Below are 8,144 nucleotides of genomic sequence, written 5' to 3' on the forward strand. Positions count from 1 at the left end.
CCGCTCGGCTCAGCGGGCTCCGGCTGGCACCTTACGGGCACGTGACCTGGCGGTGCCGTTCGCCCGCGCCGCCCGGGTGGTGGCCGCCGTGGCGCCCTTGGCCTCGCCGTCGAGTTTGAGCATCGGACGCAGGAACTGGCCGGTGTGGCTCTCCGGCACCTCGGCGACCTCCTCGGGCGTGCCGGTGGCGAGCACCGTGCCGCCCCGGTGACCGCCTTCGGGGCCCATGTCGATGATCCAGTCGGCCGTCTTGATCACGTCGAGGTTGTGCTCGATCGTGATCACGGTATTGCCCTTGTCGACCAGACCCTCCAGCACCATCAGCAGCTTGCGGATGTCCTCGAAGTGCAGGCCGGTGGTGGGCTCGTCCAGCACGTAGACGGTCCGGCCGGTGGAGCGCTTCTGCAGTTCCGAGGCGAGCTTGACGCGCTGCGCCTCACCGCCGGAGAGCGTCGGGGCGGGCTGGCCCAGCCGGACGTACCCGAGACCCACGTCGACCAGGGTCTTGAGGTGCCGGTGGATGGCCGGGATGGCGGAGAAGAACTCGGCCGCCTCCTCGATCGGCATGTCCAGCACCTCGGCGACCGTCTTGCCCTTGTAGTGCACCTCGAGGGTCTCCCGGTTGTACCGGGCGCCCTTGCACACCTCGCAGGGGACGTAGACGTCCGGGAGGAAGTTCATCTCGATCTTGATGGTTCCGTCGCCGGAGCACGCCTCGCAGCGGCCGCCCTTGACGTTGAACGAGAACCGGCCCGGCCCGTACCCCCGGACCTTGGCCTCGGTGGTCTCGGCGAACAGCTTGCGGATGTGGTCCCAGACGCCGGTGTAGGTGGCCGGGTTCGACCGCGGCGTACGCCCGATCGGCGACTGGTCGACGCCCACCACCTTGTCCACGTGCTCCAGGCCGCTGATCCGGGTGTGCCGGCCGGGGACCAGCCGGGCGCCGTTGATCTGGTTGGCCAGGACCGCGTACAGGATGTCGTTGACCAGCGTGGACTTGCCCGAGCCGCTGACCCCGGTGACCGCGATGAGCTGGCCGAGCGGGAAGTTCACCGTGAGGTTGCGCAGGTTGTGCTCGCGCGCCCCGTGCACCACCAGCTCGCGGTCGGGGGTCTGCGGCCGGCGGTGGCCCGGCGTCGGGATCACCTTCCGCCCGGACAGGTACGCCCCGGTGACCGACTCCGCGTTTTCCAGCAGCGCCGGCACCGACCCGCTGTGCACGATCTTGCCGCCGTGCTCGCCGGCGCCCGGGCCGATGTCGACGATCCAGTCGGCGACCCGGATGGTGTCCTCGTCGTGCTCCACCACGATCAGCGTGTTGCCCAGCCCGCGCAGCCGCAGCAGGGTCTCGATCAGCCGGTGGTTGTCCCGCTGGTGCAGGCCGATGGACGGCTCGTCCAGCACGTAGAGGACGCCGACCAGGCCGGACCCGATCTGGGTGGCGAGCCGGATGCGCTGCGCCTCACCGCCGGAGAGGGTGCCCGCCGGGCGGTCCAGGGAGAGGTAGTCCAGCCCGACGTCGAGCAGGAACTTCAGCCGGGCGTTGATCTCCTTGAGCACCCGCTCGGCGATCATCTTCTGCCGGTCGGTGAGCTCGATGCCGGCCAGCAGGTCGGCCGCCTCGCCGACGGAGAGGTTGCAGACCTCGGCGATGCTCTTGCCGGCCAGGGTGACCGCGAGCACCTCCGGCTTGAGCCGGGCGCCCCCGCAGGCCGCGCAGGGCACGTCCCGCATGTAGCCCTCGTACTTCTCCCGCGACCACTCCGAGTCGGTGTCGGTGTGCCGGCGCTCGATCCACTGCACCACGCCCTCGAAGCCGGTGTAGTAGGAGCGCTCGCGGCCGTACTTGTTGCGGTAGCGGACGTGCACCTGGTCGTCGGAGCCGTGCAGGATCGTCTTCTGCGCCCGGGACGGCAGCGCCCGCCACGGCGTGTCGATGTCGAAGTGCTCGGCCTCGCCGAGGGCCTCCAGCAGGCGGAGGAAGTATTCCAGGTTGTGCCCGGTCGACCAGGGCTGGATCGCGCCCTCGCGCAGGGTGCGCTCCGGGTCGGGGATCACCAGCTCCGGGTCGACCTCCTTCTTGGTGCCGAGGCCGGTGCACTCCGGGCAGGCGCCGTACGGGGCGTTGAAGGAGAAGACCCGGGGCTCCAGGTCCTCGATCGCGAGGGGGTGGTCGTTGGGGCAGGCCAGGTGCTCGGAGTAGCGGCGCTCCCGGGCCGGGTCGTCCTCGGGCAGGTCGACGAAGTCGAGCAGCACCAGGCCGCCGGAGAGGCCGAGCGCCGCCTCGACCGAGTCGGTCAGCCGCTGCTTGGCGCTGGCCTTGACGCTGAGCCGGTCGATGACCACCTCGATGGTGTGCTTCTCCTGCTTCTTGAGCTTGGGCGGCTCGGTCAGCGGATGCACCACGCCGTCGACGCGGGCCCGGGCGTAGCCCTTGGCCTGCAGCTCGGCGAAGAGGTCGACGTACTCGCCCTTGCGGCCGCGCACCACCGGGGCGAGCACCATGAACCGGGTGCCCTCGGCCATGCCGAGCACCCGGTCGACGATCTGCTGCGGGGTCTGCCGGGAGATCCGCTCGCCGCAGATCGGGCAGTGCGGCTCGCCGATGCGGGCGAACAGCAGCCGGAGGTAGTCGTAGACCTCGGTGATGGTGCCGACGGTGGAGCGCGGGTTGCGCGAGGTGGACTTCTGGTCGATGGAGACCGCGGGGCTGAGCCCCTCGATGAAGTCGACGTCGGGCTTGTCCATCTGGCCGAGGAACTGCCGGGCGTACGACGACAGTGACTCGACGTAGCGGCGCTGGCCCTCGGCGAAGATGGTGTCGAACGCCAGGCTCGACTTGCCCGACCCGGAGAGGCCGGTAAAGACGATCAGGGCGTCCCGGGGCAGGTCGAGACTGACGTCACGGAGGTTGTGCTCGCGCGCGCCACGGATGATCAGTCGGTCGGCCACGGTGCGTGTGCTCCCGGAGAAAGAATGTGAGGCGGATCTGTCCGCTCGGAGCGTGGTCTGAGCGGTTTTCGAGGTTGTCGAGGCGCAGGGAAGACGCCCGAGCAACTCTAGCCCCGAGGTACGACAACTTTCGTCGTGCGCACATTCCCCCAGGTCGGCCCGGTCGCGCCGGCTCCGAGGGGCCGGCGCGACCGGTGCTCGACTCAGTATCCGCCGGGAGCCGGCGGCGACGCCGGACGCGCCGTGCGCCGCCGCTCGCCCCGCCAGCTTCCCCGCCGCTCGGCGGCCAGCCGGGCCTGCCGGCGCCGGCTCTCGTACGCCACCTCCCGCTGGAGCCGGCGCCAGCTCTCCCAGCGCCGGACGGACAGCTCCCCGCTCTCCAGTGCCGCCCGCACCGCGCAGGCCGGCTCGGCCTCGTGTGCGCAGTCGGCGTAGCGGCAGCCGGCGGCGAGCTCGGCGATGTCCGCGAAGGCCCGGTCCAGCCCAGCCGAGCCGTCCAGCAGGCCGACCGCCCGGACGCCCGGGGTGTCCAGCACCGCGCCCCCGCCGGGGATCGGCACCAGCGCCCGCCAGGTGGTGGTGTGCCGGCCCTTGCCGTCCACCCGGCGGATCGCCTGGGTCCGCATCACGTCCGCCCCGGCGAGCGCGTTGACCAGGCTCGACTTGCCCGCGCCGGAGGGCCCGAGCAGCCCGAGCGTCCGCCCCGGCGCGACGTACCGGCGCAGCGGGCCCAGCCCGGCGCCGCGCTCGGCGCTGACCGGCAGCACCGGCACCCCGGGCGCGACGGCTTCGAGCTGCCGGGCGACCGCCGCCGGGTCGGCGGCCAGGTCCGTCTTGGTGAGTACGAGCAGCGGCTCGGCCCCGGACTCGTGGGCCAGGGAGAGCAGCCGCTCGATCCGCGCGGTGTCCGGCTCGGGGTGCACCGGTTCCACCACCGCGGCGGCGTCCAGGTTGGCGGCGAGCACCTGGCCGCTGGCGTCCTTGCCGGCGGTCCGGCGGACCAGCGCGGTGCGGCGGGGCAGCACCGTCTCGACGGTCACCGGCCCGTCCGGCCAGGTGGCCAGCAGCACCCAGTCACCGGCGCAGGGCAGCGCGGCCAGGTCGCGGGCGGCGGCGGCCAGCACCGCGCCGCCCAGGCTGGCCCGGACCGGGCCCTCCGGGCACAGCACGGTACAGATCCCCCGGTCGACCCGGGCCACCCGGCCCGGACGGTGGTCGGTGCGCCGTCGTACGTGTGCCGCCCAGTCGGCGTCCCAGCCGAGGGCGGTCAGATCGAGTGTCATGGTGTCCTCATCGGTGTCGAGGGGGTTCATGGCGGAACACGCGTGCTAGGACCGGCATGCTCACCACCTCCGTCCCGACTCCCGGTGCCGCGTTCTGCGACGACTTCAGCTCGGCGCGTCTGACGCCGCGCCGCGACCTGTAGCCGTCGGACCGACGGTAAGGGCGCGGGCCGACGCGCCGAAAGCGATTTCCCCGACGACGCGGCGGCGCCCGACCGTTAGGGTCGGTTCGTGAGCGAGCGCAGCGAGCGAACCATCAGGCTCTGTGGCAGGGCGCCTCGCGCCGCCGGCGAGCGAACTGAGGTGGCGGCGTGAGCGCGAGGAGTGAGCCGGGTTTGCGAGCCCCGCAGTCGCGAACCGAGGTGGCGGCGTGAGCGCGAGGAGTGAGCCGGTTTTGCGAGCCCGCAGTCGCGAACCGAGGTGGCGGCGTGAGCGCGAGGAGTGAGCCGGTTTTGCGAGCCCGCAGTCGCGAACCGAGGTGGCGGCGTGAGCGCGAGGAGTGAGCCGGGTTTGCGAGCCCCGCAGTCGCGAACCGAGGTGGCGCCGTGAGCAACGATCCGCTGCTGTTGACCGGCGAGGTGGCCGACGCCACCGCCCGGTTGCTGCGTACCGTGGCCGCCTTCGACGCCGCGGACGTCGCCGCCGCCTCGCTGCTGCCGCGCTGGACCCGCGGGCATGTGCTGACCCACCTGGCCCGCAACGCCGACGGCTTCGTCAACCTGCTCACCGCCGCCCGCACCGGCGAGGCCGTCCCGATGTACACCAGCCCGGCGGCCCGGGTCGCCGACATCGAGGCCGGCGCCGCCCGGCCGCCGGCCGCCCACCTGGACGACCTGCGCCGGTCCGCGGACCGGTTCGCCGCGGCGGTCGCGGCCATGCCGCCCGAGGCGTGGACCGCGACGGTGCGGACACCACGCGGCCCCCGGGTGGCCGCCCTGCTGGTCTGGGGCCGGCTGCGCGAGGTGGAGGTGCACCACGTGGATCTGGCCGCCGGCTACCGGCCCGCGGACTGGCCGGAGGCGTTCAGCCACCGGCTGCTGCACGAGGTCGCCGCCGACCTGGCCGACCGGGCCGCCGCACCCGCGATGGTGCTGCGCTTCCCCGGCAGCGGCTGCCACGAGTTGGGCATCGGCGACCCGGCCGGCGCGCCCACGGTCTCCGGCGCCGCGCCGGACCTCGCCGCCTGGCTGATCGGCCGCACCGCGGGCGAGGTGCTCACCGTCACCCCCGACGGTACCCTGCCGAACCCACCGGAATGGATATAGCTGTCCCATGACCTACACCGGAGACGTCACGCCCGGCGGCGAGCCGGCCGTCCGCGAGCTCGACCGGCTCACCATCACCAAGGTGTCGGTGGGTCCGATGGACAACAACGCCTACCTGCTGCGCTGCCGGGACACTGGCGAGCAGCTGCTGATCGACGCCGCGAACGAGGCGCCGCGCCTGCTCGACCTGGTCGGCGACGGCGGGCTCACCGCGGTGGTCACCACACACCGGCACATGGACCACTGGGTGGCCCTGGAGGAGGTGGTCGCCAAGACCGGCGCCCGCCCGCTGGTGCACGCCGACGACGCCGAGGGGCTGCCGATCCCCGCCGAGCCGCTCCACGAGGGCGACACCGTCGCGGTCGGTGGCTGCGGCCTGCAGGTGATCCACCTCAAGGGCCACACCCCGGGCTCGATCGCGCTGCTCTACCGCGACCCGTCCGGCATCCCGCACCTGTTCACCGGCGACAGCCTCTTCCCGGGCGGCGTCGGCAACACCGACCGGGACCCGGAGCGGTTCGGGCAGCTCATCGACGACGTCGAGCACAAGCTGTTCGACCGGCTGCCGGACGAGACCTGGTTCTACCCGGGGCACGGCAAGGACAGCACGCTGGGCGCCGAGCGCCCTGCCCTGCCGCAGTGGCGGGCCCGCGGCTGGTGAGCCGCCCGTCGGCGCCGGCCCGGCGGGTCGGCGCCGACGGCGTCAGGTTTCCGGCCGGCCCACTCAGGACGCCGCGCCCGCGCCGGTCACCGCGCGGAGCCGGCGCCGGGTGCCGAGCAGCACCGGAGCGGCGAGCAGCAGGCCGACCGCCATGGTGAGCACCGTCGGGTTCGGCACCCCGGGCAGCAGCCCGGCCAGCGCCCGGGCGGCGATGCCCAGCGCCACGTAGGCGCCGGCCCAGAGCGTCGCACCGAGCGCCGCGCAGGCCACGAACCTCCGGTACGGCATCCGCAGTCCGCCGGCGGCCAGCGGCAGCAGCGCGTTGAACACCGGCAGGAACGGGGCGACCAGCACCATCCGGCCGCCGCCGCGGTGCAGGAGCGCCTCGGCGGCCACCCAGCGCGACTCACCGATCCAGTCACCCAGCCGGCTGCGCCGCAGCCGCTCGCCCCAGCGCCGCCCGGCCAGGAAGCTCAGCGACCAGCCGGCGAGGCAGCCGGCCACCACCGCCGCCACGGTGGCCAGCCCGGTCGCCGGCCGGCCCGCGCCGACCGCGGCGAGCACCGCGGCGTCGCCGGGCACCAGCACCCCGATCAGGGGTACGGCGTCGGCGAGCATGACCATGCCCAGCATCCCCATCAGCAGGGTGGTGGGCAGCTCCCCGACCTCCAGCAGATCCGTCATGCCGCGTACGGTATGGCCCCCGCTACGGGCGCACATCCGGCCGGATCCCCCACCCTCCCCTGATTTCGGCTCGGGGTCGCCCCGAACCGGCCCGCACCGGTCATCGGGGACGCAGCACCTGCACCCGGCGTACCGGGGAGTCGACCGAGGGCTCGGTGGTCGGCACCGGGTAGCTGGCCACCACCTCCAGCCGGTCCGGCGGCAGGTGTCCCCGGTCGGGGTCGCCGACCAGCACCTGGACACCCCGGTCGGCGGCCCGCTGCAGGAACGGCAGCACCCGCTCGGCCAGCACGGCGTCGTAAAGGATGTCCCCGGCCAGCAGCAGGTCGGTGCGGACGGTGCCGTCCAGCAGGTCGCCGGCGGTGGCGGCCACGGCCACCCGGTTGGCCCGGGCGTTGACCGTGACGGCGGCGACCGCGTACGGGTCGACGTCGTTGGCGACCACCCGCGCCGCCCCGGCGAGCGCCGCGGCGATGGCCACCAGCCCGGACCCGGCGGCCAGGTCGAGCACCCGCCGGCCGGCGGCCAGCTCGGGATGGTCGAGCAGGTGGCGGGCCAACGCCTGGCCGCCGGCCCAGACCGACGCCCAGTACGGCGGCGGCAGCGGCTGTCCGGCGGCCGCCTCCATCCGGGCCCACCAGAGGATCGCGTCCTCGGCGACGTGCAGCCGTACCTCGGGCACGAACGGCGTGGCGACCAGCCGGAGCCGGTCCAGGCCGCCGCCGGGCGCGGCGATCTCCCGTTCCAGGTCGGCCAGCGCGGTCTGTGCCCTCATCGGGCCAAGCATGCCGGGTGCCGACTCCACCCGGAGGGATTTTTCCGCTCGACGCGTATTCGCGAGGCACGCCCGGCACTTCCGCCAGCAGATCCCGGTTCGGCCGGTTACTGTCGAGAAGGTACAGGGCGATCATCGGCCGCGGCCGGTGCTCACCCGCTTTGAACAGGGAGAGACGCATGGCAACCGGCACGGTCAAGTGGTTCAACTCGGAAAAGGGCTTCGGCTTCATCGAGCAGGACGGCGGGGGTCCGGACGTGTTCGTCCACTACTCGGCCATCCAGAGCAGCGGCTACCGCGAGCTGCAGGAGGGTCAGAAGGTCGAGTTCGAGGTGACCCAGGGGCAGAAGGGCCCGCAGGCGGACAACGTCCGCCCGATGTAGTTTCGTGCCGGCGGGGGGGGGGGGGGGGGCCCCCCCCCCCCCCCCCCCCCCACCCCCCCCCCCCCCCCCCCCCCCCCCCGCCCCCCCCCCCCCCCCCCCCCCCGCCCCCCCCCCCCCGCGCGCCGCCCGCCCGCCCCCCCC

The 8,144-nt window shown here is 73.8% G+C and carries 7 protein-coding genes; 3 read left to right on the forward strand and 4 right to left on the reverse strand.

The genetic code is table 11. From position 1 onward, the window contains the following. Positions 1–9 precede the first annotated feature (9 nt). Together uvrA and rsgA are read right to left on the reverse strand one after the other, a co-directional pair. Positions 10–2,952, reverse strand: a complete 2,943-nt coding sequence (gene uvrA / locus ACFYM6_RS22710; RefSeq protein ID WP_387278392.1) for an excinuclease ABC subunit UvrA — start codon at positions 2,950–2,952, stop codon at positions 10–12. Positions 2,953–3,155: 203 nt separating this feature from the next. Then, a complete protein-coding gene (gene rsgA / locus ACFYM6_RS22715) occupies positions 3,156–4,235 on the reverse strand; it encodes a ribosome small subunit-dependent GTPase A (RefSeq protein ID WP_387278394.1) in 1,080 nt (359 codons plus the stop codon). Between the two features lie 545 nt (positions 4,236–4,780). Between rsgA and ACFYM6_RS22720 the strand changes: the two genes are divergently transcribed. Together ACFYM6_RS22720 and ACFYM6_RS22725 are read left to right on the forward strand one after the other, a co-directional pair. After that, entirely contained in the window at positions 4,781–5,500 is a 720-nt protein-coding gene (locus tag ACFYM6_RS22720) for a maleylpyruvate isomerase family mycothiol-dependent enzyme (protein ID WP_387278396.1), read from the forward strand. Between the two features lie 7 nt (positions 5,501–5,507). Beyond that, entirely contained in the window at positions 5,508–6,161 is a 654-nt protein-coding gene (locus ACFYM6_RS22725) for an MBL fold metallo-hydrolase (protein WP_387278398.1), read from the forward strand. 63 nt (positions 6,162–6,224) lie between these two features. Here ACFYM6_RS22725 and ACFYM6_RS22730 read toward each other — a convergent pair whose 3' ends face one another. Next, a complete protein-coding gene (locus ACFYM6_RS22730; protein WP_387278399.1) occupies positions 6,225–6,845 on the reverse strand; it encodes a DedA family protein in 621 nt (206 codons plus the stop codon). A 100-nt stretch (positions 6,846–6,945) separates the two neighbouring features. Further along, positions 6,946–7,620: a class I SAM-dependent methyltransferase gene (locus tag ACFYM6_RS22735; RefSeq protein ID WP_387278401.1), complete on the reverse strand. Its 675-nt coding sequence runs from the start codon at positions 7,618–7,620 to the stop codon at positions 6,946–6,948. A gap of 179 nt (positions 7,621–7,799) precedes the next feature. On the opposite strand from ACFYM6_RS22735, the gene ACFYM6_RS22740 reads away from it, so the two are divergent. Continuing rightward, a complete protein-coding gene (locus tag ACFYM6_RS22740) occupies positions 7,800–8,003 on the forward strand; it encodes a cold-shock protein (protein ID WP_387278403.1) in 204 nt (67 codons plus the stop codon). Positions 8,004–8,144: the final 141 nt, after the last annotated feature.

This window comes from Micromonospora sp. NPDC006431, assembly GCF_042870725.1.
Classification (GTDB): domain Bacteria; phylum Actinomycetota; class Actinomycetes; order Mycobacteriales; family Micromonosporaceae; genus Micromonospora.

Bases quoted from the DNA above. Each gene is read 5' to 3' on its own strand.
- ACFYM6_RS22735 (WP_387278401.1), bottom strand. From the start codon at position 7,620: ATGAGGGCACAGACCGCGCTGGCCGACCTGGAACGGGAGATCGCCGCG.
- ACFYM6_RS22725 (WP_387278398.1), top strand. From the start codon at position 5,508: ATGACCTACACCGGAGACGTCACGCCCGGCGGCGAGCCGGCCGTCCGC.
- ACFYM6_RS22730 (WP_387278399.1), bottom strand. From the start codon at position 6,845: ATGACGGATCTGCTGGAGGTCGGGGAGCTGCCCACCACCCTGCTGATG.
- rsgA (WP_387278394.1), bottom strand. From the start codon at position 4,235: ATGACACTCGATCTGACCGCCCTCGGCTGGGACGCCGACTGGGCGGCA.
- ACFYM6_RS22740 (WP_387278403.1), top strand. From the start codon at position 7,800: ATGGCAACCGGCACGGTCAAGTGGTTCAACTCGGAAAAGGGCTTCGGC.